Source organism: Streptomyces ficellus, from assembly GCF_009739905.1.
GTDB classification, from domain to species: Bacteria; Actinomycetota; Actinomycetes; order Streptomycetales; family Streptomycetaceae; genus Streptomyces; species Streptomyces ficellus_A.
In genome coordinates this window covers 6256946-6281040 of the sequence record NZ_CP034279.1, presented here as the reverse complement: position 1 = coordinate 6281040, position 24095 = coordinate 6256946, and the positions used below count along the sequence as shown (strand labels likewise).

Below are 24095 nucleotides of genomic sequence, written 5' to 3'. Positions count from 1 at the left end.
GGAGAAGGCAATGTCCCAGACCTCCCCGCAGGCCCCCGCCGGCGCATACCGGTCCACCGACCGCACCGTCCCGACCCGCTCCCGGGAGCGCGCGTCGTACGACCGCGAGCTGGTGCACGCGATACTCGACGAGGCCTACGTCTGCCACCTCGGCTTCGTCCGCGACGGTGCGCCGGTCGTCCTGCCCACCTTGTACGGCCGCGTCGGCGAGCGCCTCTACGTCCACGGCTCCACCGGCTCGCGGCCGCTGCGGGCGGCGGGCCAGGCCGACCCGGGGCTCCCCGTCTGCCTGACGGTCACCCATGTCGACGGCCTGGTCCTGGCCCGCTCCGCCTTCCACCACTCGATCAACTACCGCTCGGTCGTCGTGCACGGCATCGCCCACCAGGTGACCGACCCCGAGGAGAAGCGCACCGCGCTCGACGCCCTCGTCGACCACGTCGTACCGGGCCGCTCCGGCGACTCGCGCCCGGCCAACGCCAAGGAGCTGGCCGCGACCGCCGTGCTCCGCCTGGACCTCGACGAGGTGTCCGCGAAGGTCCGCAGCGGTGGCCCCAACGACGAGCCGGAGGACCTGGGACTTCCCCACTGGACGGGCGTCCTTCCCCTGCGGACCGGCTACGGCGAGCCCCTTCCGGCGGACGACCTGGACCCGTCGGTCGCGGTTCCCGACTACCTCACCGTGCTCTGACGGCACGTCGGCGCGGCGCGGAGGCGCCGGGCTCGCCCGGCCCGCTCGGTGCCCCGGTGCCACTCGCCCCGGCACCCCGTGCGCCAGCGCTCGGCGCATCGGCACCCCGCACCCCGGCACTCCGCACCCCTGCACCTCGCGCCCCGGCGTCCCGCGCCTCGGCCAGCGCCAGCCCGGCGACGGCGCCGATCAGGAGCAGCGTCCCGCCCACCGTGGCACCGGTCAGCCGCTCGCCGAGTACCGTGACGGCGATGACGGCCGCGCTCACCGGCTCCAGCAGCATGATCACGGAGACGGTCGCGGCCCGGACCACGGCCGCGCCCGCGAAGTAGAGCGCGTACGCGAGGGCGGTCGGTACGGCCGCCACGTACACCAGCAGCACCAGCACCTTCGCGGGTTCGGCGGTGTGCGGGAGCAGCCCCTCGGCCGCCGCCATCGGCAGCAGGCCGACCGCGCCGACCGCGAAGGCCCAGGTACTGGTGGTCATCGCGTCGGCGCCGCCGCCGGCCCGCCCGAGCCACCGGGTGAGCAGCGTGACCGCGGCGTATCCGGTGGCGGACAGCACCGCGAGGGCGACTCCGGCGGGCCGCACGGTCGCGCCCCCGCCGCCCAGCACCAGTACGGCGAGCCCGGCGAGCGCGCCGCCGACCGCGAGGATCCCGCCGCGCCCGAGGCGCTCCCCCAGAGCCAGCCGCGCACCGAGCGCGATGAGTACGGGCCCGGCGCCCAGGGTGACGACCGTGGCGACCGCGAGGCCGGTCGCCTCGACGGCGGCGAAGTAGGCGCTCTGGAAGACCGTCAGCCCGATCCCCGTGGCGAGGACGCGCAGCAGCCGGTTCCGACGCGGCTCGGCCGCCCGGGGCGTACGGGAGACGAGGGGCGAACGGCGACGGCGTACCGCCAGCGCCCCCAGCAGCAGCACCAGGCCACCGGCGCAGCGCCAGAAGGACAGGGCCAGCGGACCGAGGTCACTGACCAGGAACACCAGCGAGGCGGCTGCCCCGGCGGTACCCCAGGCGACCCCGGCGACGATCAGGAAGAAGAGGCTGCGCCCGACGGGCGCGGCGGAAACGTTCGACACGTGAGTTCTCCGACGACAGACGAATGAGATGGCCGCTCGACTGCGCACGCGGGCAGCGACGAACCACCCGGGGCCGAAAGGGACTGCCCGGGCCGGTCTGCGTCAGGAACTGGGGTGCCGCCCGCGTTACGCGGCGGGCGGCGGAAGTACGGTCGAATGCATGATCGCGACCTTATGTGGTGGCGCGTCCGGCGGACAACTGGTCTTCGGGCAGCGCGTGGTCGGATCCGGCCACCGGCCCCGACGGGGGCTTCGGCGTGGACGACTGGGCGATGAAGGCGCCGATCAGGACCACCGCGCCGCCCAGGATCTGCGGCCCGGAGAGGTGCTCCCGCAGCAGCACCCACGCCAGTACGGTCGCGATGACCGCCTCCAGGCAGGCCACGACGCCCGCCACCTGCGGCGAGAGCCGGCGCACGGAGATGACACCGGTGACGTACGCGACGACCGTGGCGATCAGGACGATCCAGCCGAGCAGCAGCCACGCCGGGACGGCGGTGCCGCCCATGGCGGCGGTGCCGCCGAGGACGTCGAAGTCCATGCCCCACGGGCGGGCGACCACGGTGAGGACGAGCGAGCCGAAGAGCAGTCCGTACGCGATGACGCCGAGCGGGTCGGCGGGACGGGCCTCGTCACTGCCCTGGTCGGAGAGGACGAAGTAGCCGACCTGGCAGCATGCGGCGCCCAGCGCGAGCAGCAGCCCCAGCAGGTCGAAGCTCAGCCCGGACCAGACCTCCACGACGCAGGCGAGCCCGCCGACGGCGAGGACGACCCCCAGCGCGGCGGCGCGCGTCACCGGCCTGCGCTGCACGAAGCGCACCCACCCGAGCACCAGCGCGGGGGCGAGGTACTCGATGAGGAGCGCGACACCGACGGGGATGCGCGAGATCGACGCGAAGTAGCAGGCCTGGACGCCCGCGACGGCGAGCAGGCCGAAACCGGCGAGCAGCGCGGGCTTGCGGCGCAGCAGCTCACGGTGGCGCCAGGCCACGGGCAGCATGACCAGCGCGGCGCCGGTCACCCGCAGCCAGACCACGTGCAGCGGGTCGAGGCCCGCCTCGATCAGCGGCTTGGCCGCGACACCTGAACCACCGAATGCGAAGGCCGAGGCCATGGCGAGTCCCAGGCCGGCGCTTCTCCCCTGAGACGCGTGCATCGGCACATCATGGCAGTGGCGCGTCAGGAGCGTAAAGCCGGTGACACCTGTTGAGACGGTCGGCGGTCGCGGCCGCCGGTACGGCCGCGTCGACGCCCGCCCGGGTGAGGACCTCGACGGCCCGGCAGGCGGGGTCGGCGCAGAGGGCGGCGAGCGGGTCGAGGCGGTCGCGCGCCGGTCGCCCCGGCGTCCGGCCCGCCGCAGGGCGTCGTCCATCGCCGCGGCGGGCGGCGGGCGACCAGCCGGATACGTCCGCCTCGGGCAGGGTCGGCACGGCGCCGGAGTCCTCGACGGACTCCTGCCGGCGCAGCCCGTAGCCGATGCTGCGCCGCACCAGGTAACCGCGTACGCGCACGTCCGGTCACCGCCTAAAGCGGCCCGGACCTCCGGGTCGGACTCGAGGAGCGAGTGCAGCAGGTGGGCCGTGTCGATCCGCCGGTCGCCGCCCCGCAGTGCCCTGCGCCGCGCGCCCGCGACGAGGGAGACCAGCTCGTCGGCGAGCCCGCCCCCGGCATCGGTGGGGGCTTTCGCTGTCGGCGGGGCTTTCGGCGAGCTGTGGGGGGCTCGCGGGGTAGGGCTTCGCACCTCCCCACCCCATCAGCCGTGCTGCCCCGGGCATCCCCGTAGGGAATCATCCGCGTGTCTCACGGAGGTTGGGGAGGAGCCGCCGTCGCCTCCTCCCCGCGGAGGACACCGAGGACCGCCGAAGACCATCGCTGACGGGTCATCAGCCTTGTGTCTTCACGGCCGCGCCGCTACGGTCCGCGCCACCAGCACGGCGCCGGCACGAGCCGACACCGGCCGGCACGACTACGGCTCGGCACCGGCACCGTCACCGGCACCGAGCCCGCCGAGAAGGGGTGGTCCCATGGCCGAGGTCAGCGCGGAGGCACGCATCGAGGCACCGGCCGGCAGGGTCTGGGCGCAGCTGACGGACTTCGCGTCGTACGGCAGCTGGAACGCCACCCACACCGGCTTCCCCGCCGGCGGCCCCGAACCGCTCGAGGTCGGCGCGGCCTTCCAGGAGAACATGAAGCTCATGGGCTTCCCCGCCGAAGTCACCTGGACCGTGGCGGAACTGGAGCGGGAACGGCTGCTGACCACCCGGGGCAAGGGCCCCATGGGCGTGATGCTGGGCATGCGCTACACGCTCACCCCCGAGGGCCGGGCCACGACCGTCCGCATCGACGGCGAGTTCACCGGCGCCGCCGTCTCCCTGATGGCGGCCCGGCTGAAGGACTCGGCGGCCACCGCACTGGACGAGTCGCTGCGCCGGCTGGCCGGCCTGGTCAGCTGACGCGCCGGTGCCCCGCGGCGGCGTGCCGCGGGGCACCGGCGAGGTCCTCCTCCGGCCGCGAGCGGCTCAGTGCTCGTCGGCCAGGATCAGGTACAGCTTCTTGCGGGCATCGTTGATCACGGTCAGCGCCTTCTGCCGCTGGTCGGCGTCACCGGTCTTCCAGACCTGCCCGAACGCCTCGAGCAGCCCGAACCCGGCCTGCCGGATCTCGTGCATGGCCTCCCAGTCGACGCCGCGGCCCGCGTCCTCCCACGGGGCGTCCGGCCCGGACTCGGCCTCGGTACGCCCGGCGTCGGTGAGCGTGAACAGCTTCTTGCCGCCCTCGCTCCGGCTGGTGATCAGGTCCTCGTCCTCCAGCAGCTGGAGGGTCGGGTAGACCGAGCCGGGACTGGGCCGCCAGGCCCCGCCGCTGCGCTCCGCGATCTCCTGGATCATCTCGTAGCCGTGCATCGGGCGGTCCTTCAGCAGCGCGAGGATCGAGGCGCGCACATCGCCGCGCCGCGCCCGGCCCCGCCCGCCTCCGCGCCCACGCCCGCCGCCGAAGGAACCTCCGCCGAACGGCCCGCCACCGAACCCCGGCCCGAACGGGCCGAAGGCGCCGCGCCGCCCCTCGAAGTCTCCACGGTGCTCACCACCCCAGCCCCGATGGCCGGACCCAGGACCACAGTTTCCCTGCGTACGCATCTCGCACGCTCCTTCCATCGTTGATCTGTCGCGATGCGTCAACGATATATCGGAACAGCTCGCCGAGCAATCGGTCGAGCGACTTCAGAGCCGCGCACCGCGGATTGGCCTTGGCCCGGGGGCCGGCCGGGGCCTTACGGTCACGTGCATGCGGATTCGAATCGTCGACGCCTTCACCGACCGCCCCTTCTCCGGCAACCCGGCGGGGGTCGTGCTGCTGGACGCCTTCCCGGACGACGAGTGGCTCCAGAAGGTCGCCGCGGAGGTCAACCTCTCGGAGACGGCCTTCGCCCACCCCCTCCCCCCGGGCGGCGAGGCCGACTGGGCGCTGCGCTGGCTCACGCCGGTCACCGAGGTGGACATGTGCGGCCACGCCACGCTCGCCACCGCGCACGTCCTGCACACCACCGGGTACGCGACCGGCACCGTCCGCTTCACCGCGCGGTGCGGCGTCCTCTCCGCCACGCCGGCCGACGACGGCTCCCTCACGCTGGACTTCCCGACCTCCACGCTGACGCCCGCCCCCGTACCGGACGGGCTCGCCGAGGCGCTCGGCGCCGACGTGGTCACCGTCCACGACACGGCCGCGCACGTCGGTGACCTGCTGGTCGAGCTGCCCGACGAGCGGTCCGTACGGTCCCTCGCACCGGACTTCGGCGCACTGGTGCCCCTGTCGCACCGGGGTGTCATCGCCACGGCCGCCGCCGACGACCCGGAGCGGGGGTACGACTTCGTCTCGCGGTGCTTCTTCCCCGCCGTCGGCATCGACGAGGACCCCGTGACGGGCAGCGCGCACACCGCCCTCGCGCCCTACTGGTCGGCCCGCCTCGGCCGCGACACGCTGACCGGCCTCCAGGGCGGCGCCCGCACCGGGCTGGTGCGCACGACGCTGCGCGGAGAGCGGACGCTGCTGACGGGTCACGCGGTGACGGTCATCGAGGGCGACCTGCTGGCCTGACGACCGGCACCGGAAGCGCACCGGCCACGAACGAGGGGGCGTATGGCTAGAGGGGCGTACGGAGATGTCCGTACGCCCCTCTACCCGTACCCCTCCCGGCTACGACAGCCGCATCGTCACGCCGTCGGCAGCCACCCCACCCGGTCCGCCAGCAACGCGTATCCGACGAAGGCGACGATGTCGAGCAGCGCGTGCGCCACGACGAGCGGCCCGACCCGCCCCCACCGCCGGTAGAGGAGCACGAAGACCACGCCCATCACCATGTTGCCGATGAAGCCGCCGATGCCCTGGTACAGGTGGTACGAACCGCGCAGCACCGAACTGGCCGTCAGCGCTGCCATGGGGCTCCACCCCAGCTGGTCCAGCCTCCGCAGCAGGTAACCGACGACGATGACCTCCTCCAGCACGGAGTTCTGCACCGCCGACAGGATGAGCACCGGGAACTTCCACCACACGTCGGGCAGCGCCTCCGGCACCACCGTCAGGTTCGCGCCCGCGGCCCGCGCGGCCAGGTAGAACGCCAGCCCGGCGCTCCCGATGCCGGCCGCGACCAGCGTCCCGCGCCCCAGGTCCTGCCACGGCCGGCTCCGGTCGAAGCCGATCGCCCGCAGCCCCGCGCCCTCCCTGAGCAGCAGGTGCGCCACGAGGACGACGGGCACCAGTGCCGTCGCGATCCCGAAGAGCTGCCAGGCCAGGTCCAGCCAGGGCCGCCCCGGCGAGTACGAGCCGTTGAGCGTCGCCGCCTGGTCCTTCAGCCCGCCCGGTTTCGTCAGCGAGCCGATGAAGCTGATCAGCGCGGAGACCCCGCTGGCGCCCAGGGAGAGCGCCAGGACGATCAGCGTCTCGGACCGCAGGGTCCTGGGCCCCACGCTCTCAGCGGGGAGAGTTCCTGCCACGTACGCGCACACCTGCCTCGGTCGACCGCCCTGGTGACGTCACAGCTTGCCCGACGATCGCGGCACCAGCCCAGCCGGGGCGTCCGGTCACCCCTCCCACAGCCCGGCCGCACGCGTCCGGTCAGCTCTCCAGCTGTGCGTCCGGCCGCCCGGGGAAACCGGTCGGCCAGGTGTGCACCGGGTTCCCCTGGCGCATCAGCCGGCAGTACTGGCGGGTGGTGGCGGCCAGCGCCGCCTCGCGCCCCAGCCCGGCCTCCAGGGCCCGGTGGAACGTCTCCACCTGCCAGGACGCGCCGTTGACCTTGCGCCGGCACCGCTGCTCGATGATCCCGAGGTACCGCTCGCGGTCGGAGCGCTCCACGCCCCACGCGTCGAGCCCGGCGGCGGCGAGCGGCAGCAGCTCGTCCCGTACGAGCTTCACCGCCGGCACGGTGGTGACCCCGCCGCCACGGCCCGGCCGCGGCCAGCGCAGCTCCGCGTCGATGCCGTACCGGCAGGCGGCGTCGAAGTTGGCGGCCGCGTCCTCGAACGGCAGCCGCCTCCAGACGGGCCGGGCGTCCTCGGCGAGGGCCCGCACCAGGCCGTAGTAGAAGGCGGCGTTGGCGAGGACGTCGTCGACGGTCGGCCCGGCGGGCAGCACCCGGTTCTCCACGCGCAGGTGCGGAACGCCGTCCACGACCCCGTACACCGGCCGGTTCCAGCGGTAGACCGTGCCGTTGTGCAGGACGAGTTCCCGGAGAGCCGGTACGCCGCCCTCGTCGAGGACCCGCAGCGGTTCCTCGTCCTCGCAGATCGGCAGCAGTGCGGGGAAGTAGCGCACGTTCTCCTCGAAGAGCTCGTACGCGGAGGTCACCCACCGCTCCCCGAACCAGGTGCGGGGCCGTACGCCCTGCGCCTGGAGCTCGGGCGGGCGGGTGTCCGTGGCCTGGGTGAACAGCGGAGGGCGGGACTCCCGCCACAGCTCCCGGCCGAAGAGGAACGGCGCGTTGGCGCCCACCGCGATCTGTACGGCGGCGATGGCCTGGGCGGCATTCCACACGTCGGCGAAGCGCTCGGGCGTCACCTGGAGGTGCAGCTGCACGGAGGTGCACGCCGATTCGGGCACGATGGAACTCGCCGTGCAGCTCAGCCGCTCGACCCCCTCGATGTCGAGGGTGAAGTCCTCGCCCCGGGCGGCCACGATCTCGTCGTTGAGCAGCCGGTAGCGGTCGACGTCCGAGAGGTTCTGGGACACCAGGTCGTCCTGCGACAGGGTCGGCAGAATTCCGATCATCACAATGCCGGCGTCGACCTCCTGCGCCTTGCGGTGCGCATACGCCAGCCCCGTGCGCAGCTCTTCGGCGAGCTGGTCGAAGACCCGGCCGCCGAGCCGGTGCGGCGCGATGTTCACTTCCAGGTTGAACATTCCGAGTTCCGTCTGGAAATCGTGACTCGCGATGCGCTCCAGCACCTCGGCATTCATCATGCGCGGCATGCCGTCCGCACCGGCGAGATTCAGTTCGATCTCCAGGCCCACGAGATTCCGTGGCCGGTCGAACCTCTTGTCGGCAAGGAGTCGCTCCAGTCCCGTCAGGCACTCCTGGAGTTTCCTGCGGTACCTCTGCCGATCGGACAGGTCGAAGCTCCCTGCCGCGATCTTCTCCCCCATCGAAGGGTCCCTCCTCGAGTGGGCGGCGCGCGGCATCGTCCGCTCGCGTCACGGACGATGATGCCCAGCCGGACTGATCTGTAACGCCCACATGGACAGCGTGTGGACGGTAGGCTGGATAAGATGTTTGTCCGGCACATTCCGGAGGCATGGGGCGGCGGGCAGTTACCGGCGCCACGACCCGATCGGAAGGGGTGCCGACGGCGGCCCCGAGGGGTCGGAACAGCAGCGGCATTCGGCCTACCGCCCGCCGGGCAACGCCGCAGGCGGCGACCCCCGGCCCCGCGGGAAATCCACAGAAACTCCGCAAAATAAAGACCTGTTTCAGCCTTGTCGGTAATATCGCCGACGGCTAGCGGAAACATTGTGTGAACACCTGTCGTATAAACTCCGCGAACGAGGCAGAGAGTCGAGCCCGGGCACGGCCACCGGCCCCTTCCGGCACCCTCTGACCCCGAGCTGACACCGCCGTCCGCACCTCCCCCGCATCACCCTGTCTCTTGACTGAGAGGCGACCCACCATGCCGCTCCACGTCTCCCCTGCCCCCACGCCTGCCCTGCGCAGCGTTCTCGCGGCGCTCGGCTCCCCCGCCGTCCGCGAGGCACACACGCCCGCTCTCCGGTCCGTCCAGGGACCGCTGAGCCCCGAACTCCCGCTGCCCGTCCACGTCCTGGACGTGCGCGACCCGATCGTTCCGTCCGCCGGAGCACCGCGTACCCGACTGGCCGGCTGGCGGTTCCTGATCCGCGGCGGCGACCGCCCGGTCGCCGCCGCGGACACCATCCTCACGCCCGACGGCTGGGCGTTCTCGCACTTCTTCGAGGGTCCCTACCTCGCCTCCACGGAGCGTGCCCTGCGCCAGGCCGAGGCCATGGCGTCCGGCCACCAGCCGCGCCTGCTCTCCGTACCCGATCTGTACATGCTGACCCTCTGGCTGCACGGCGACCCCGAGGCCGATCCGGCCGAGGGCTCCCCCGCCCCCGCCGACCTGCTGATCCCGCTGGCCCCGGCCCCGCCCGGGATCGCCGCGCACCTGCCGTGCCGGGTCGCCGATCTGCTGCCGGTGCTGACGCTGCGTCTGGTGCCGCCGCCGCTGCTGGAGTCAACGGCGTGATGACTTCCCCGGTCCGTTCGGACTAGCCCGGTGCGGCCATGACGAACCACCCGAAGGGACAGTGTGGTTGGGCTGAACCATCCGGGCGGGTGACACGTCATTAAGCAGTAGGAAGCGCTGCCGCGAAATCCCTGCGGATTGACGCCGGTGGGGCAACACTGGGAACGGACCGACCGACAAACGGGGGGCGGCCATGAACACCGCATCGAGCCGCAGGACACACACCACACCGCAGCGAAAGAACCGACCCATGTGCCAGCACCAGCCAGCCTGTCCGACCGCCGACTCCGCCGACAGGGAGGCGGCCCACCTGGTGGCTCACCACCCGGAACAGGGCTGGAGCCTGCTGTGCAACGGCGTCCTGCTCTTCGAGGACACCGGTGAACTGCTGCCGGACGGCCAGATCATCGCGCCGCACCGGCCGCTGAGCGCCTCGAAGGTCGTCACGGCCGCCTGAGGCACCACCGCACGCACGTGCACCACGCACCAAGCACCGCGCACACCGCACGGCGAAGGGCCGGTACGGGATTCCGATCCCGTACCGGCCCTTCGCCGTGTCCGTCAGGCGCCCCGCTCATCAGGCGCCCTGTCCGTCAGGCGTCGTACTCGTCCAGCGGCGGGCAGGAGCACACCAGGTTCCGGTCGCCGAACGCGCCGTCGATCCGGCGCACCGGCGGCCAGTACTTGTCGGAGGCGACGACCCCGGCCGGGAACACCGCATCCTCCCGGCTGTACGCGTGCGTCCACTCGCCGCCCAGCGCGGCCGCCGTGTGCGGGGCGTTGCGCAGCGGGTTGTCGTCCGCGGGCCACTCGCCCGACGCGACCTTCTCGATCTCACCGCGGATCGCGATCATCGTGTCGCAGAACCGGTCGAGCTCGGTCAGGTCCTCGCTCTCGGTCGGCTCGATCATCAGGGTGCCGGCCACCGGGAACGACATGGTCGGGGCGTGGAAGCCGTAGTCGATCAGACGCTTGGCGATGTCGTCGACGCTGACGCCGGTCGCCTTGGAGATCGGGCGCAGGTCCACGATGCACTCGTGGGCGACGAGCCCGGCCGGGCCGGTGTAGAGCACCGGGTAGTGCGGCTCCAGGCGCTTGGCGATGTAGTTGGCCGCGAGGACGGCGACCTGCGTGGCGCGCTTGAGGCCCTCGCCGCCCATGAGCCGGACGTACGCCCAGGAGATCGGCAGGATGCCGGCCGAGCCCCACGGGGCGGCCGAGATCGGGCCGACCCCGGTGTCCGGGCCCGCGCTCGGCTGGAGCGGGTGGTTGGGCAGGTAGGGGGCGAGGTGCTCGCGCACGCCGACCGGGCCGACGCCGGGGCCACCGCCGCCGTGCGGGATGCAGAACGTCTTGTGCAGGTTCAGGTGCGAGACGTCGCCGCCGAACTCGCCGGGCTTCGCCAGGCCGACCAGCGCGTTGAGGTTGGCGCCGTCGACGTACACCTGGCCGCCGGCCTCGTGGACCTGGGCGCAGATGTCCGCGACGTGCTCCTCGAACACGCCGTGCGTGGACGGGTAGGTGATCATCAGGACGGACAGCTGGTCGCGGTACTGCTCGATCTTGGCGCGCAGGTCCTCGACGTCGATCTCGCCGTCGTCGGCGGTCTTGACGACCACGACCTTCATCCCGGCCATCACGGCGCTGGCGGCGTTGGTGCCGTGCGCGGAGGACGGGATCAGGCAGATGGTGCGCTGCGTGTCGCCGTTGGCGCGGTGGTACGCGCGGACGGCGAGCAGGCCGGCCAGCTCGCCCTGCGAACCCGCGTTGGGCTGGATGGAGACCTTGTCGTAGCCGGTGACCTCGGCGAGGCGCTCCTCCAGCTCACGGATCAGGGTCAGATAGCCCTGGGCCTGGTCGACCGGCGCGAAGGGGTGGATCTGGCCGAACTCGGGCCAGGTCACCGGCTCCATCTCGGTGGTCGCGTTCAGCTTCATGGTGCAGGAGCCGAGCGGGATCATGCCGCGGTCGAGCGCGTAGTCCCGGTCGGCGAGCCTGCGCAGGTAGCGCAGCATCGCCGTCTCGGAGCGGTGGGCGTGGAAGACGGGGTGGGTGAGGTACGCGTCGGAGCGCAGGCTCGCCTCGGGCAGCACCTCGCCCGCGGCGGCGTCCAGCGCCTCGATGTCGCCCCGCACGCCGAACGCGTCCCACACGGCCACGATCTGGGCGCGGGCGGTGGTCTCGTCGCAGGCGGCGGAGACGTGGTCGGCGTCGACGAGACGGAGGTTGACCCCGTTCTCGCGGGCGGCGGCGACGGCCTCGGCGGCCCGGCCGGGTACGCGGACGGTGACGGTGTCGAAGAAGGTGTCGTGGACGACGTCCACGCCGCCCGCGCGGAGCCCGTCGGCGAGCACGACGGCGTAGCGGTGGACGCGCTGGGCGATCTGCTGGAGTCCGTCGGGGCCGTGGTAGACGGCGTACATGCCGGCCATGACGGCGAGCAGCACCTGTGCGGTGCAGATGTTGCTGGTGGCCTTCTCCCGGCGGATGTGCTGCTCACGCGTCTGGAGCGCCAGGCGGTACGCCTTGTTGCCGTCGGCGTCGACGGAGACGCCGACGAGCCGGCCCGGAAGGCTGCGGGCGAACGTGTCGCGGACGGCCATGTAGCCGGCGTGCGGACCGCCGAAGCCCATGGGGACGCCGAAGCGCTGGGTGGTGCCGACCGCGATGTCGGCGCCCAGCTCGCCCGGCGAGGTGAGGAGGGTCAGCGCCAGCAGGTCGGCGGAGACGGTCACGATGGCGCCCAGCTCGTGGGCCTGGTCGATGACCGGCTTGATGTCGCGTACGGCACCGGAGGCACCGGGGTACTGGAGCAGCACACCGAAGACGCCGCGCTCGGCGATCTCGGCGGGGATGCCGTCGCTCAGGTCGGCGACGACGACCTCGACACCGGTCGGCTCGGCGCGGGTCTCGATGACGGCGATGGTCTGGGGCAGGGCGTCGGCGTCGATCAGGAAGACGCCCTTCTTGACCTTGCCGACGCGGCGGGCCAGCGACATGGCCTCGGCGGCGGCGGTGCCCTCGTCCAGCAGCGAGGCGCCGGAGGTCGGCAGCCCGGTGAGGTCGGCGACCATGGTCTGGAAGTTGAGCAGCGCCTCCAGGCGGCCCTGCGAGATCTCCGGCTGGTACGGCGTGTACGCGGTGTACCAGGCGGGGTTCTCCATGACGTTGCGCAGGATGACCGGCGGCGTGAACGTGCCGTGGTAGCCGAGGCCGATCATCGGGGCCAGCACCTGGTTGCGGTCGGCGAGGGAGCGCAGTTCGGCGAGGACCTCGGCCTCGGTGCGCGCGCCGGGCAGCCCGAGGGCCTCGGCGCTCTTGATCACATCCGGCACCGCGGCAGCCGTGAGCTCGTCGAGCGAACCGTAGCCGACCTGCGCCAGCATCTTGGCGCGGGCCTCCTCGTCGGGCCCGATGTGCCGCTGCTCGAACGGGATGCCCTGTTCGAGTACGGAGAGCGGAATGCGGTTGGCGGTCATGGCGGGGGCCTCCTGGTCGATACGACCTGCGAGGGGCACCACGGCGCGGGTGCCCGGACGGCCTCCCCCTCTGTCATCTCAACCTGAGAGCTTCACCGGACCTCCCCGAGGGGCGGGCCGGCTTTCACCGTCGGTGAGAGCGGATGCCGTCCGACGCCCGCCCTGCTTTCCAGAGTGACCTCGTCCGTGCGGTACCGGGTGCCTGAGAGATTCCGGGGAGGATTTGCTCCTTCGGCGCCTCCGAAAGGTTTCTCCGGAGGACTCTCCCGCACGGGGTCAGCGGCCATTTGCCAGCCTACCAGCGAGGTCCCCGCCCCATCCCTCGAGTGGCCGACGTCACCGATGTGCACTTTCGTAGTGTTGACAGAGCGGTTGCGACCAGTTGGAGGGACCGTGCAGACCGACATCGATCCGCGCAGCCTGATCGGCCGCAAAGCCTTCGACCGCAACGGCCACAAGATCGGCACCATCGACGAGGTGTACCTGGACGACGCGACCGGCGTCCCGGAGTGGGCCGCGGTGCGCACGGGCCTCTTCAGCCGCGACGCCTTCGTCCCGCTGGAGCCCAGCGACCTCGCGGACGACGGCCTCCACGTCCCGTACGAACGGGCCCTGATCAAGGACGCCCCCGACTTCGGGGTCGGCCGCCACCTGTCCCCCGAGCAGGAGCTCCAGCTCTACCACCACTACGGGCTCGCGCTCCCCCCGCCTCCCTCCTCGGACCGTGACTTCGGCAGGCTCGCCGGCCAGGAGGACTGACCCGGCACGAGGGGCAGCGGGTCGGACGGCTCCAGGTCCGGATCACCGGCCCTGAACGTCCGCACCCGCCCGGGCTGCGACGACCCGGGCTCCTCGAACCGGACGGTGACCCGCCCCAGGCCGCTGCCCTGCACCCACCCCGGCCCGTACTCCGCGTGCCGCACGTCCTGGCCGGCCATCCACGTCCGCGCTTCCCCGTCACCCGCGACGGCACTCGGCTCCTGCGCGCCGCCGGTTCCTACCGCGGCACCGGCCACGCGGCCCCCCTCAGCCGCGTCCACCGCGTCCCCCGCAACCGCCTCCGGCCCCACCGGCGCGCCCGCCCCACCCGGACCCGCCCCTGCCGGGTCGGCCCCGGCGGCCACTCCTGCCGGCGCACCCCGCTCCGCCTCGGCCTGCTCCGCCTCCGCCCGCTCCGCGGCGGCCTGGGCGAACAGGTCCTCCTGCGTGAAGTCCGCGAGCCCCGTGACGCCCACACCCAGCAGGCGGACGCCACCGGTGGTGTCCACCGACTCCAGCAGCCGTGCCGCCGCCTCCCGCACCACCACCGGGTCGTCCGTCGGACCGCGCAGGGTCTCGGACCGGGTCAGCGTCGAGAAGTCGTACCTCCGCACCTTGAGCACCACCGTCCGCCCCGAGCGCCCCGCTGCGCGCAAGCGCCGCACGCACCGCTCGGCCAGCCGCTCCACCTCCGTGCGCACCCGCACCCGGTCGTGCAGGTCGACGTCGAAGGTGTCCTCCACCGACACGGACTTGGCGTCCCGCTCGGCCACCACCGGCCGGTCGTCGTACCCGAGCGCCATCCGGTACAGCGACTCCCCGTGCGCCTTGCCCAGCAGCCGTACCAGCTCGTCCTCGCCCGCCGCCGCCAGGTCCGCCACCGTCGTCATGCCGGCCCGCCGCAGATGCTCTCCGGTGGCGGGCCCCACACCCGGCAGGATGCGCACCGACTTGGGGTCCAGCAGGTCCCGCTCCGTGCCCGGCTCGATCAGCACCAGGCCGTCGGGCTTGGCCTCCTCGGACGCGATCTTCGCGATCATCTTCGACCCGGCCAGGCCCACCGACCCCGTCAGTCCCGTGACCGCCCTGATGTCCCTGCGCAGCCGCTCACCGGCCTCCCGCGCGGTCGCCGCGTCATGCGCCGAGCCCCCCGCCTCGAGGTCCACGAACGCCTCGTCGAGGCTCAACGGCTCGACGAGCGGCGACAGCCCCCGCAGCAGCTCCATGACCTGGTCGCTGACCGCCCGGTAGAGGGAGAAACGCGGCACCAGGTACGCGGCGTTGGGCGCCAGCCGGCGCGCCTGCGCCATCGGCATCGCCGAGTGCACCCCGAACCGCCTGGCCTCGTACGACGCGGTGGCCACGACCCCGCGCGGCCCGAGGCCGCCCACGACCACCGGTTTCCCGCGCAGGCTCGGCTTCGCCGCCTGCTCGGCGGCGGCGAAGAAGGCATCCATGTCCAGATGCAGGATCGTCGGCGCGGTTCTCACACCGTCGATGCTGCCGTACACCACTGACAATCGCCCCGCACACACGTACGGACCGACTCAGACAGCCCGGTCACGCCTCCTGCGCGCCAGCTCGTCCGACGGGTTGTGCCCCACCAGCGTCTCACCCGTGTCGATGCGCTCCCCGTGCAGCTGCGAGAGCGCCGCCTCGACGTCCCGCCACACCACGCCCACGGCGATCCCGAAGACCCCCTGGCCGCCCTGCAACAGGTCGACGACCTCGTCGGGCGACGAGCACTCGTAGACCGTCGCCCCGTCACTCATGAGCGTCATCCGCTCCAGGTCCCGGAAGCCCCGCGCGCGCAGGTGCTGGACGGCCGTGCGGATGTTCTGCAGCGCGACACCGGTGTCCAGGAACCGTTTGACGATCTTGAGGACCACCACGTCCCGAAAGCTGTACAGCCGCTGCGTGCCGGACCCGTAGGCGGGCCGGACACTCGGCTCGACCAGCCCGGTCCGCGCCCAGTAGTCCAGCTGGCGGTACGTGATGCCCGCCGCCGCACAGGCGGTGGGCCCCCGGTAGCCGATCGTCTCCGTCGCGGGGTCCGCCGGATCGGCCGGCCGGCCCGGCACCGCGTCGGCGTCAGCACCGACCGCGCCGACCGCCCCCGCCGGGAGTCGCTCGGCCGCACTCCCGTGAAGCGGATACGGCCCGCTCTTCCCCAGACTTCGTCCGGGGAGGCCCCCAGTCGCACCGTCGCCGCTGCTCATCACGCCGACCCTCCGTCCTTGACCTGCCATCTCGACGGTAGGCAGTCGCCAGGGGTGCGTCAACGATCGCCACACTCGGCACGCCGAGTGATAATCACCCTGAGAGTGGTTTCCCGTATCCCGAAACGGGGAAAGGGTGCCCGAATGGGCTCAAAGCCGACTCCAAGGTTGGTGCAGGCCGCTTGCCCGCCCTCCCTACTGGCTGCTGGTGCCGAAGTCCTCGGGCGAGATCTGGTCGAGGAACTCGCGGAACTTCTCCACCTCGTCCTCCTGCTCGTCCGGGATGGCGATTCCGGCGTCGTCGAGCACGCCGTCGCTCCCGTAGATGGGAGTACCGGTGCGCAGGGCCAGCGCTATGGCGTCGGAGGGCCGCGCGCTCACCTCGACCCCGCTCGCGAAGACCAGCTCCGCGTAGAAGACACCTTCCCGCAGGTCCGTGATCCGGACCTCGGTCAGCTCCTGGCCCACGGCTTCGAGCACGTCCTTGAAGAGGTCGTGCGTGAGCGGCCGGGCAGGGGCCATGCCCTGCTGCGCGAAGGCGATCGCCGTCGCTTCCCCCGGACCGATCCAGATCGGGAGGTACCGGTCGCCTCCCACTTCACGCAGGAGCACGATCGGCTGGTTGGACGGCATTTCCACCCGGACACCGACAACATCGAGCTCGTTCACATTGCAACCCTAGGACGTGCCGGACCGGTTTGGATAGTCGGGCTCTGTCAAGATCAGTGCAAGCGGACGCCGAGGGCGGTCTGCACGAGGGCCGCGTGCAGCCGTACGGACAGCGCCGCGAGCTCCTTGGCGGTGGCCTCGGCATGGGCTCTGGTCTGCGGATTACGATGCCTGCGCAGGGGTGCGACCACCTGTTCGACCAGGCCCGCCTCACGCTCGGCGGCGGCTTTCACCGCCCGCAGGTGGCGCGGTTCCAGCCCGTACCTCCCGAGATCGGCGACGAGCTTCGCGACGGTCACCGCCTCGGCGTCGTAACCGCCGTCCACGCCCTGGACGACGAGGCCGTACGACTCCCACTCGGCGAGTTCCTCCTCCCCGGCGCCCGAGGCCGCCAGGAGCTCCGCCCGGCCGACGCGGGCGGCCGTCGGGCGGTCCTGCCCGTCGGCCTGCCACGGCTCGCCGTCCAGGGGCTCGCGCTGCGGCCCGGGAGCGGCGGGCAGCTCCACCTGTTCGCCCCGCTCCACGGCGTCCAGGTGCTCCCTGATCACCTTCAGGGGCAGGTAGTGGTCCCGCTGCATCCGCAGGATGCGTCCGAGCCGTTCCACGTCCCGCGCACTGAACTTCCGGTATCCGGAAGCCGTCCGCTGTGGCTCGACGAGCCCCTCGGCCTCCAGGAACCTGATCTTCGAGATGGTGACTTCGGGAAACTCTTCCCGCAGCTGGTTGAGCACCGTGCCGATGCTCACCAGCTGATCGGCCGCGCCGGCGGTGCCGTTGCCGGCACCGCCCGTCGTGGTTCGCAGCATGGGCCTCCCCTGCCGGGTCACACGCCTCGCTGGCTCGCGTAGAAGACCAGCCGGTACTTGCCGATCTGCACCTCGTCACCGTTCGCCAGCGGAACCGAGTCGATCCGCTCACGGTTGACGTAGGTGCCGTTGAGGCTGCCGACGTCCGAGACGGTGAAGCTGCCGTCGGGCGACCTGCGGAACTCCACGTGGCGCCGTGACACGGTCACGTCGTCCAGGAAGATGTCGCTCTGCGGGTGCCGTCCGGCCGTGGTCAGGTCACCGTCCAGCAGGAAGCGGCTGCCCGAGTTCGGGCCCCGCCGCACCACCAGGAGCGCCGAACCGAGCGGCAGCGCCTCCACGGCGGCCTGCGCCTCCGGCGACAGCGACGGCAGCTGCGTCTGACCGGTGACCTCGGAGTCGTACGCCTCCAGGCCGGAGATCGAGATCGTCGACGTCGTCTCGGACGCGCGCTCCGCCGGGACCCCGCCTCGCAGCGGTGCCCCGCAGTTGGAGCAGAACCGGCTCGACTCGGCGTTGCGGTGCCCGCACCTCGTACACACCGGCATGGAGTCCTCCTGCCGCGGCTGCCCCGCGTGGGCGCTCGTCGCGTACGGGTCGGGCGCAAACCCTCCACCCGTACTCGAGGTTGATGGTTCCCCGAAACCTATGCGGCCGGAACCGGCAGGGTCAACAGACGCGCCCTGGCCCCCCGGAATGTCACCACCCGGACCCGCAACCTCGTCGCGGAAGAGCGGGCGCTCGCCACCCTGCTCCTCGCTCTGGCCATGGCGCGGAGCGCGGTGACGGGCGTTTCCGCCCTCCTCGCGTGCGCTCCTGCCGAACAACTTCGCAAACAACTTCACGGGCGATTCCCCTTGAACGAAACAGACCCGCCCGTGGGGCAGGACGAACCCTGAATGAACACACCTGCCGACCCGGACATCATGACAACGTCCGTATCCTCCGGACAGTTTCCATCACGCGCCACGTATGTGATGCGCCGACCCCCCGCAACCTCGCGCCCTGGCACCGGTCTTCCGGTTCCCGCCGGTCCACCGCGTGCCCCGGACGCCGTTCCCCGACCCGGCCCGCCTCCGATGACGGACCTTCGCCCCCTGACCCCCATGTACCCCCGATTCACTGCGATGACGACCGAGCGTAGTCAGGCCGCTCCGGCGGTCGCAAGGCGTCAACGACGATCTTCTGCGACCGGGTGACCGCGGCCGTGGCCTGCTCCTTCTCCAGCGTCTGCACGACGCCTCCCGGGATGTTCAGCGCCGGCTCGAGGTCCTGCGGCTTCCCGATGACCTTGAAACGGTACGGCGCCTTGATTTTCTTGCCGTCCACCTCGATGTCACCGGCGTCACCGGAGAAGTACGAGTCGGCGACGACCCGCACGCCGTTGACCTGGATGGCTTCCGCCCCCGCCGCCCGCAGCTCCTGGATCGCGTCCAGCAGCATGTCCGACTCCACCGCTCCGGCGCCGTCGTCGATGGTCAGCGTGATCCCGGGCCCCTGGGCCGCCACCGTACCGGCCAGGATCCCGAGCTGCCGCTCCTTTTCGAGCGTCTGCTTACGGGCCTCCTCGGCCTGGTCGGAGCTGTTCTCCAGCTCCGTGCGCTGGTCCTCGAGGAGCGCCTTCTCGTCCTCCAGGCGCTGCGTGCGGTCGTCGAGCTCGTCGAGGATGCGCACCAGGTCCTCCTGGCGCGCACCGCGCAGGGCACCGGTGTCGCTGGTGGAGCGGACCTGGATGGCCAGGCCCAGCCCCAGTCCGAACAGCAGCACGGCCACGATGAGTTGTGCCCTCGTCACGCGCGGCGGCCACAGGCCCGCCATCAGCCGCTGCCGTCCGGTCGGCTGCCCCCGCCCGCTCTCCGTCCCCGGGTCCGCTTCCGGGCTCGGGGCCGGGCGCGGCATCGGGGCCGGCTCGGGGTCGCTGTGGGGGTTCGGCTTCGGGTTCGGGTTCGGTGTCTCTTCGTTGCTCATCGGCCTCACGCCCGGAACACGTGCCGCCGGATGGCGGCGGCGTTGGAGAAGATCCGGATGCCCAGCACCACGACCACGCCGGTCGACAGCTGCGCGCCGACGCCCAGCTTGTCCCCGAGGAACACGATCAGGGCGGCGACGACGACGTTCGACAGGAACGAGACGACGAAGACCTTGTCGACGAAGATCCCGTCGAGCATGGCCCGCAGACCGCCGAAGACCGCGTCCAGGGCGGCCACGACGGCGATCGGCAGGTAGGGCTCGACCACCGCCGGTACCTCGGGCCGGATGAACAGTCCGACCACGACTCCCACGACGAGGCCCAGTACGGCGATCAAGATGTGCCCTTCCCTGTGTCGGCCGTGCCCTGCCCGTCACCCGCTCCGGCTCCGGCATGGCCCGGCTGTGCTGTACGTACGATCAGGCTCGGCGCCGCCGGCAGACGCACCTCGCCCTGGTCCGAAATGCTGGTGCGGATACCGAAGTTCTCCTGGAGCACGTGCAGGTACTGCCCGTCCGCGCTGTCCTGGAACGTCGTACTCAGCTTCTTTCCGTCCCCCACCGCCAGCACCGTGTAGGGCGGCACCAGCGGTTTGTTGTCGACCAGTATGGCGTCGCCCGCCGCGCGGATCGCCGACAGGGCGGTCAGGCGCTGACCATTGATGGCGATGGCTTCCGCGCCCGCCTGCCAGAGCCCGTTGACGACGCGCTGCATGTCACGGTCGCGGACACGGCCCGTATCGGCGAAACCGTCGCTCTCCCGCGGCCCGCCGCCGCCCGCGTCGGTGTCCTTGGCGTCGTCGACGACCAGCCTGACGCCCGGGCCACGGACCGGCGTCGCCCCCGACAGGAGCGCGACGAGCTGTCCCTGGTCCCCGCCGTGCTGCTCCAGTGCCTTGCGCTGCCGCTCCCCCACCTCGGTGCGCAGCGCCTCGATCTCCTTCTCCAGGCGGTCCGCCCCCGAGGTCTCCGACTGGATGCGGTCGATGAGCTCCTCGCGCTCCTTGGCAACCACCGGAGCCGATATCTGCGCCTGCGCGGCGCCGAGCGTGACCACGAACGCGGCCAGTACGAGTCCGGCCGCCAGTCCCAGTTTGGCGCGGAGCGTACGGGGCAGACCGCCGCCCTCCGCGTCCCTGCGGGCCGACGCCTCCGCGTAGCCGTCGTCGAGCGCGTGGTCCATCACATTGGTCAGCAGCGACATGGACGCATCGGGACGCGGTGGCGGGGAGCCGGTGCTCCGAATGGGGGGCTGCTGCGACATGCCGCACATCGTCGCACGTCGCAGCGGCTACCGCCGAATGGCCCCACCGGTGAGCCGGGAGGCGCCCTGGAACCGCGCCTCCCGGCTCACCGCTCAGCCGGCCGTGCCTGACCTCAGCGGCCCGCGCTGTCCACCACGGCCGCCCACTCGTCCAGCAGGGCCTGCGCGGACGCGTCGTCCGGGCCCTCGGCCCACAGGTGCGTCACCGCCTCCGCGGGGTCGGGCAGCACCATCACCCAGCGGCCGTCGGCCTCGACGACCCGGACGCCGTCGGTCGTGTCCACGTGCCGGTCCCCGGCCGCCTCCACGACCCGCCGCATGACCAGACCCTTCACGGCCCACGGCGTCGCCAGGTCCCGCTTCAGCACGTGCGCCCGCGGGATGCGCGCATCGATCTGGCTGAGCGTGAGCTGCGTACGCGCCACGAGCCCGATCAGCCGCACGAACGCCGCCGTACCGTCGAAGACGCTGCTGAACTCGGGGACGATGAAGCCACCGCGGCCGTCGCCACCGAAGATCGTCGACTCCTCACGGCCGACCCTGGTCAGGTCGTCCGGAGAGGTCGTCGTCCAGTCCACCTGTGTGCCGTGGTACGCCGCGACCTGCTCGGCGATCCGCGTGGTCGTCACCGGCAGGGCCACCCGACCGCTGCGCCGCTCGGCGGCCACCAGGTCGAGCAGCACGAGCAGCGCCCGGTCGTCCTCGATGATCCTGCCGCGCTCGTCGACGAGCGACAGCCGCTCGCCGACCGTGTCGAACCGCACGCCGAACGCGGCACGGGCCGACGCCACTATCTCCCCGAGCCGCACCAGACCCGCCCGGCGGGACTCGGCCGACTCGGTGGGCCGCGACTCGTCCAGACCCGGGTTGATCGTCAGCGAGTCCACCCCGAGGCGTCCCAACAGGCTGGGCAGGACGAGCCCGGCGCTGCCGTTGGACGCGTCGACGACGACCTTGAGGCCCGCGTCGGCGACACCGGTCGTGTCGACACTCCGCAGCAGGGACCCGGTGTACGAGTCGAAGACGCTGGACGGGAAGCTCAGGTCGCCGATCTCGCCCGGGAACGCCCGCCGGTACTCCTGGCGTGCGAACACCCGGTCCAGCTTCCGCTGCCCCGCCTGGGAGAGGTCGGCGCCCCGCTCGTCGAAGAACATGATGTCGACCGAGTCGGGAACACCGGGCGTCGTCCGGATCATGATGCCGCCGGCGCTTCCACGGGCCGTCTGCTGTCGCGCCACGGGCAGCGGCACGTTCTCCAGGTCGCGTACGTCGATGGCGCTGGCCTGCAGCGCGGAGATCACCGCCCGCTTCAGCGCGCGAGCACCTCGGGAGTGGTCACGTGCCGTGGTGACCGTGGCCCCCTTCTTCAGTGTCGTCGCGTACGCGCCGGCGAGTCGCACCGCGAGTTCCGGTGTGATCTCGACGTTCAGAATTCCGGAAACACCGCGGGCGCCGAAGAGGTGCGCCTGCCCGCGGGACTCCCAGATCACCGACGTATTGACGAAGGCGCCCGCCTCGATCGTCTTGAACGGGTAGACCCGCACATTGCCCTGGACGATCGCTTCCTCACCGACGAGGCACTCGTCGCCGATGACGGCGCCTTCCTCGATCCGGGCGGCCCGCATGACGTCGGTGTTCTTGCCGATGACGCAGCCACGGAGGTTGCTGTGCTGCCCGATGTAGACGTTGTCGTGAACAACCGCCTTGTGCAGGAAAGCGCCGCTCTTCACCACCACGTTCGATCCGACGACCGTGTGCTCGCGGATCTCGACGCCCGCCTCGACCTTGGCATAGTCACCGATGTACAGCGGCCCGCGCAGGACGGCGTCGGGGTGCACCTCCGCGCCCTCGGCGACCCAGACGCCCGGGGAGATCTCGAATCCGTCGAGTTCGACGTCGACCTTTCCCTCGAGGACGTCGGCCTGCGCCTTGACGTAGCTCTCGTGTGTGCCGACGTCCTCCCAGTAGCCCTCGGCGACATAGCCGTAGATCGGCTTGCCTTCCTTCATCAGCTGCGGGAAGACGTCTCCGGACCAGTCGACGGGAACGTCCGCCGCGACGTAGTCGAAGACCTCGGGCTCCATGACGTAAATACCCGTGTTGACCGTGTCGGAGAACACCTGGCCCCAGGTGGGCTTCTCCAGGAAGCGCTCCACCTTGCCTTCCTCGTCCACGATCGTGATGCCGAATTCCAGCGGGTTCGGAACCCGGGTGAGGCAGACCGTCACCATCGCGCCCTTTTCCTTGTGGAACGCGATGAGGTCCGTCAGATCGAAATCCGTGAGCGCATCACCGGAGATGACGAGGAAGGCGTCGTCCTTGAGTGCTTCCTCGGCGTTCTTGACGCTTCCCGCGGTACCGAGGGGCTTCTCCTCGTTGGCATAGGTCAGTTCCATGCCGAGTTCTTCGCCGTCGCCGAAGTAGTTCTTGACGAGCGACGCGAGGAACTGGACGGTCACGACGGTCTCATTGAGCCCGTGCCGTTTGAGCAGCCGGAGCACGTGCTCCATGATCGGCCGGTTGGCCACCGGCAGGAGCGGCTTGGGCATGCTCGAGGTCATGGGGCGAAGTCGAGTACCTTCGCCACCGGCCATAACGACGGCCTTCATGTCGGAAGCGTCCTCCTTGCAGAGACGACGGTCAAGCCGACTTCACCCGTCCGGGACAGTGGTCCACTGACAACAAAGAGGTACTGGCAACGCTGCTAGGTACCAGACAGACAGGCTCAATCGGCCGCGGTATCCGCCTTGACAAGTCGGCGGACCTGGACCACATACAGGATCCCTGCCCACCAATACAGAGTTGTACCCCATCCGGCGAACGCCCACCCGAAAACTTCAGCGAGTGACGAAAGCCAGCCGGTGCCGTCACTGAGCAGCAGGAGGGGGAAGGCGTACATCAGGTTGAAGGTCGCGGCCTTGCCGAGGAAGTTCACCTGTGGCGGCGGATACCCGTGCCGCCGGAGGATTCCCACCATCACCAGCAGCATCAGCTCCCGGGCCAATAGGGCCAGGGTGAGCCAGAGGGGCAGGATCTCACGCCATGTCAGACCGAGAAGTGTGGAAAGGATGTACAGCCGGTCGGCCGCCGGGTCGAGGAGCCGGCCCAGGCTGCTGATCTGGTTCCAGCGGCGGGCGAGCTTACCGTCGAGGTAGTCGCTGACTCCGCTGAGCATCAGGACGAGCAGCGCCCACTCGTCGCTCTTCGGACCGCCGAACTCGGGGAGAAGGATCAGCCACAGGAACAGTGGCACACCAGCAAGGCGAGCCATGCTGAGGATGTTGGGGATGGTGAGGACCCGGTCCGTCTGAACGCGAGTCTCCTGAACCTCCACCCGGGGGCCTCCTGTGGAAACGTGCCAACGATGCCCCCCGACTTTACCGTCAGCCGAGAGGGGCGACGCAC

Annotated in this window: 23 protein-coding genes and 1 riboswitch; of the genes, 6 read left to right on the top strand and 17 right to left on the bottom strand. The window is 71.4% G+C overall.

Annotation, left to right across the window (positions count from 1 at the left end; translation table 11 throughout):
* Positions 1–10: 10 nt before the first annotated feature.
* Positions 11–691 carry a pyridoxamine 5'-phosphate oxidase family protein gene (locus EIZ62_RS28185; RefSeq protein WP_156695476.1) on the top strand — a complete coding sequence of 227 codons (681 nt, stop codon included), beginning with the start codon at positions 11–13 and terminating at the stop codon, positions 689–691.
* Here EIZ62_RS28185 and EIZ62_RS28180 read toward each other — a convergent pair.
* The 3 genes from EIZ62_RS28180 to EIZ62_RS28170 all read right to left on the bottom strand — a co-directional run bounded on the left by EIZ62_RS28180 (position 678) and on the right by EIZ62_RS28170 (position 3283).
* Positions 678–1772 carry a DMT family transporter gene (locus EIZ62_RS28180; protein WP_156695475.1) on the bottom strand — a complete coding sequence of 365 codons (1095 nt, stop codon included), beginning with the start codon at positions 1770–1772 and terminating at the stop codon, positions 678–680. The two genes, EIZ62_RS28185 and EIZ62_RS28180, sit on opposite strands and share 14 nt — an antisense overlap.
* A gap of 172 nt (positions 1773–1944) precedes the next feature.
* Positions 1945–2928, bottom strand: a complete 984-nt coding sequence (locus tag EIZ62_RS28175) for an EamA family transporter (RefSeq protein WP_156695474.1) — start codon at positions 2926–2928, stop codon at positions 1945–1947.
* Positions 2929–2935: 7 nt separating this feature from the next.
* Positions 2936–3283 (bottom strand): hypothetical protein, encoded by a 348-nt coding sequence (locus EIZ62_RS28170; RefSeq protein ID WP_244375996.1) that lies wholly within the window; start codon positions 3281–3283, stop codon positions 2936–2938.
* A gap of 513 nt (positions 3284–3796) precedes the next feature.
* Here EIZ62_RS28170 and EIZ62_RS28165 point away from each other — a divergent pair.
* A complete protein-coding gene (locus tag EIZ62_RS28165; RefSeq protein WP_156695473.1) occupies positions 3797–4225 on the top strand; it encodes a type II toxin-antitoxin system Rv0910 family toxin in 429 nt (142 codons plus the stop codon).
* A 66-nt stretch (positions 4226–4291) separates the two neighbouring features.
* Here EIZ62_RS28165 and EIZ62_RS28160 read toward each other — a convergent pair whose 3' ends face one another.
* The gene (locus tag EIZ62_RS28160; protein WP_156695472.1) at positions 4292–4909 is read right to left on the bottom strand and encodes a PadR family transcriptional regulator; all 618 of its coding nucleotides are present in this window, start codon (positions 4907–4909) and stop codon (positions 4292–4294) included.
* Between the two features lie 148 nt (positions 4910–5057).
* Here EIZ62_RS28160 and EIZ62_RS28155 point away from each other — a divergent pair, with 148 nt between their 5' ends.
* Positions 5058–5867: a PhzF family phenazine biosynthesis protein gene (locus EIZ62_RS28155; protein WP_156695471.1), complete on the top strand. Its 810-nt coding sequence runs from the start codon at positions 5058–5060 to the stop codon at positions 5865–5867.
* Positions 5868–5983: 116 nt separating this feature from the next.
* Here the strand turns inward: EIZ62_RS28155 and EIZ62_RS28150 are convergent, their stop codons facing one another.
* Entirely contained in the window at positions 5984–6763 is a 780-nt protein-coding gene (locus EIZ62_RS28150) for a CPBP family intramembrane glutamic endopeptidase (protein WP_156695470.1), read from the bottom strand.
* Positions 6764–6884: 121 nt separating this feature from the next.
* A complete protein-coding gene (locus EIZ62_RS28145) occupies positions 6885–8411 on the bottom strand; it encodes a glutamate-cysteine ligase family protein (RefSeq protein WP_156695469.1) in 1527 nt (508 codons plus the stop codon).
* Positions 8412–8932: 521 nt separating this feature from the next.
* Between EIZ62_RS28145 and EIZ62_RS28140 the strand changes: the two genes are divergently transcribed.
* Positions 8933–9526: a hypothetical protein gene (locus tag EIZ62_RS28140; protein ID WP_156695468.1), complete on the top strand. Its 594-nt coding sequence runs from the start codon at positions 8933–8935 to the stop codon at positions 9524–9526.
* A gap of 250 nt (positions 9527–9776) precedes the next feature.
* Positions 9777–9983 (top strand): DUF5999 family protein, encoded by a 207-nt coding sequence (locus EIZ62_RS28135; RefSeq protein WP_280117760.1) that lies wholly within the window; start codon positions 9777–9779, stop codon positions 9981–9983.
* A 136-nt stretch (positions 9984–10119) separates the two neighbouring features.
* On the opposite strand, the gene gcvP is transcribed toward EIZ62_RS28135, so the two are convergent.
* Complete coding sequence (gcvP, locus tag EIZ62_RS28130) at positions 10120–13005, bottom strand: aminomethyl-transferring glycine dehydrogenase (protein ID WP_156695466.1); 2886 nt, start codon at positions 13003–13005, stop codon at positions 10120–10122.
* 179 nt (positions 13006–13184) lie between these two features.
* A riboswitch (glycine riboswitch) is annotated at positions 13185–13284 on the bottom strand.
* A gap of 114 nt (positions 13285–13398) precedes the next feature.
* Here gcvP and EIZ62_RS28125 point away from each other — a divergent pair.
* A complete protein-coding gene (locus tag EIZ62_RS28125; protein ID WP_208828075.1) occupies positions 13399–13764 on the top strand; it encodes a PRC-barrel domain-containing protein in 366 nt (121 codons plus the stop codon).
* Here the strand turns inward: EIZ62_RS28125 and EIZ62_RS28120 are convergent.
* The 10 genes from EIZ62_RS28120 to clsA all read right to left on the bottom strand — a co-directional run bounded on the left by EIZ62_RS28120 (position 13692) and on the right by clsA (position 24024).
* Positions 13692–15254 (bottom strand): DNA polymerase IV, encoded by a 1563-nt coding sequence (locus EIZ62_RS28120; protein WP_156695464.1) that lies wholly within the window; start codon positions 15252–15254, stop codon positions 13692–13694. The genes EIZ62_RS28125 and EIZ62_RS28120 overlap by 73 nt on opposite strands.
* 57 nt (positions 15255–15311) lie before the next feature.
* Positions 15312–15983, bottom strand: a complete 672-nt coding sequence (locus tag EIZ62_RS28115) for a MerR family transcriptional regulator (protein ID WP_244375994.1) — start codon at positions 15981–15983, stop codon at positions 15312–15314.
* Between the two features lie 195 nt (positions 15984–16178).
* Positions 16179–16652, bottom strand: coding sequence for a bifunctional nuclease family protein (locus EIZ62_RS28110; protein ID WP_004002801.1), 474 nt, complete (start codon positions 16650–16652; stop codon positions 16179–16181).
* Positions 16653–16705: 53 nt separating this feature from the next.
* Entirely contained in the window at positions 16706–17458 is a 753-nt protein-coding gene (gene ftsR, locus EIZ62_RS28105) for a transcriptional regulator FtsR (RefSeq protein WP_208828073.1), read from the bottom strand.
* Between the two features lie 17 nt (positions 17459–17475).
* Positions 17476–18411 (bottom strand): FHA domain-containing protein, encoded by a 936-nt coding sequence (locus tag EIZ62_RS32980; protein WP_156695462.1) that lies wholly within the window; start codon positions 18409–18411, stop codon positions 17476–17478.
* A gap of 166 nt (positions 18412–18577) precedes the next feature.
* Complete coding sequence (locus EIZ62_RS28095) at positions 18578–19426, bottom strand: DUF881 domain-containing protein (protein WP_156695461.1); 849 nt, start codon at positions 19424–19426, stop codon at positions 18578–18580.
* A gap of 5 nt (positions 19427–19431) precedes the next feature.
* Entirely contained in the window at positions 19432–19764 is a 333-nt protein-coding gene (locus EIZ62_RS28090) for a small basic family protein (protein ID WP_064068997.1), read from the bottom strand.
* On the bottom strand, positions 19761–20690 hold the full coding sequence (locus tag EIZ62_RS28085) for a DUF881 domain-containing protein (RefSeq protein ID WP_156695460.1): 930 nt from the start codon (positions 20688–20690) through the stop codon (positions 19761–19763). Before EIZ62_RS28085 ends, EIZ62_RS28090 begins: the two co-directional genes overlap by 4 nt.
* Before the next feature lie 113 nt (positions 20691–20803).
* Complete coding sequence (locus EIZ62_RS28080) at positions 20804–23299, bottom strand: mannose-1-phosphate guanyltransferase (protein ID WP_156695459.1); 2496 nt, start codon at positions 23297–23299, stop codon at positions 20804–20806.
* Positions 23300–23415: 116 nt separating this feature from the next.
* Positions 23416–24024, bottom strand: coding sequence for a cardiolipin synthase ClsA (gene clsA / locus EIZ62_RS28075; protein ID WP_156695458.1), 609 nt, complete (start codon positions 24022–24024; stop codon positions 23416–23418).
* Positions 24025–24095 lie beyond the last annotated feature (71 nt).

Excerpts from the sequence above, each read along its gene's own strand:
- EIZ62_RS28185 (WP_156695476.1), top strand. The coding sequence starts at position 11 with ATGTCCCAGACCTCCCCGCAGGCCCCCGCCGGCGCATACCGGTCCACC.
- EIZ62_RS28175 (WP_156695474.1), bottom strand. The coding sequence starts at position 2,928 with ATGCACGCGTCTCAGGGGAGAAGCGCCGGCCTGGGACTCGCCATGGCC.
- EIZ62_RS28165 (WP_156695473.1), top strand. The coding sequence starts at position 3,797 with ATGGCCGAGGTCAGCGCGGAGGCACGCATCGAGGCACCGGCCGGCAGG.
- EIZ62_RS28160 (WP_156695472.1), bottom strand. The coding sequence starts at position 4,909 with ATGCGTACGCAGGGAAACTGTGGTCCTGGGTCCGGCCATCGGGGCTGG.
- EIZ62_RS28155 (WP_156695471.1), top strand. The coding sequence starts at position 5,058 with ATGCGGATTCGAATCGTCGACGCCTTCACCGACCGCCCCTTCTCCGGC.
- EIZ62_RS28145 (WP_156695469.1), bottom strand. The coding sequence starts at position 8,411 with ATGGGGGAGAAGATCGCGGCAGGGAGCTTCGACCTGTCCGATCGGCAG.
- EIZ62_RS28140 (WP_156695468.1), top strand. The coding sequence starts at position 8,933 with ATGCCGCTCCACGTCTCCCCTGCCCCCACGCCTGCCCTGCGCAGCGTT.
- EIZ62_RS28135 (WP_280117760.1), top strand. The coding sequence starts at position 9,777 with ATGTGCCAGCACCAGCCAGCCTGTCCGACCGCCGACTCCGCCGACAGG.
- gcvP (WP_156695466.1), bottom strand. The coding sequence starts at position 13,005 with ATGACCGCCAACCGCATTCCGCTCTCCGTACTCGAACAGGGCATCCCG.
- EIZ62_RS28115 (WP_244375994.1), bottom strand. The coding sequence starts at position 15,983 with ATGAGCAGCGGCGACGGTGCGACTGGGGGCCTCCCCGGACGAAGTCTG.
- ftsR (WP_208828073.1), bottom strand. The coding sequence starts at position 17,458 with ATGCTGCGAACCACGACGGGCGGTGCCGGCAACGGCACCGCCGGCGCG.
- EIZ62_RS28095 (WP_156695461.1), bottom strand. The coding sequence starts at position 19,426 with ATGAGCAACGAAGAGACACCGAACCCGAACCCGAAGCCGAACCCCCAC.
- EIZ62_RS28085 (WP_156695460.1), bottom strand. The coding sequence starts at position 20,690 with ATGTCGCAGCAGCCCCCCATTCGGAGCACCGGCTCCCCGCCACCGCGT.
- EIZ62_RS28080 (WP_156695459.1), bottom strand. The coding sequence starts at position 23,299 with ATGAAGGCCGTCGTTATGGCCGGTGGCGAAGGTACTCGACTTCGCCCC.